The 245-nt window shown below is 52.7% G+C and carries 1 protein-coding gene; it reads right to left on the bottom strand.

What is annotated here, in order from left to right:
* Window positions 1–245 (bottom strand): aminotransferase class I/II-fold pyridoxal phosphate-dependent enzyme (locus Q4563_RS21840; RefSeq protein ID WP_303606030.1); only part of this gene is annotated, 245 nt, incomplete at both ends.

The following is a 245-nucleotide window of genomic DNA, read 5'->3' on the forward strand; positions in this document are numbered from 1 at the left end:
CAACAGAAACCGACCCGCCATCCCGGCATATTGTAGCTTTTGGACAACGAGAAAAATTCGACCGCCACATCCCGGGCACCTTCAACTTGCAGAGTCGACGGCGGTTGATAACCATCAAAGGCGATATCAGCATAGGCCAAATCCTGCACTACCCAGATCTGGTGTTCGCGGGCCATCTCGACCACCCGTTCAAAAAAATCCAGCTCAACACATTGCCCGGTCGGATTACCGGGAAAGTTAAGCAC

Source organism: Gilvimarinus sp. 1_MG-2023 (assembly GCF_030548285.1).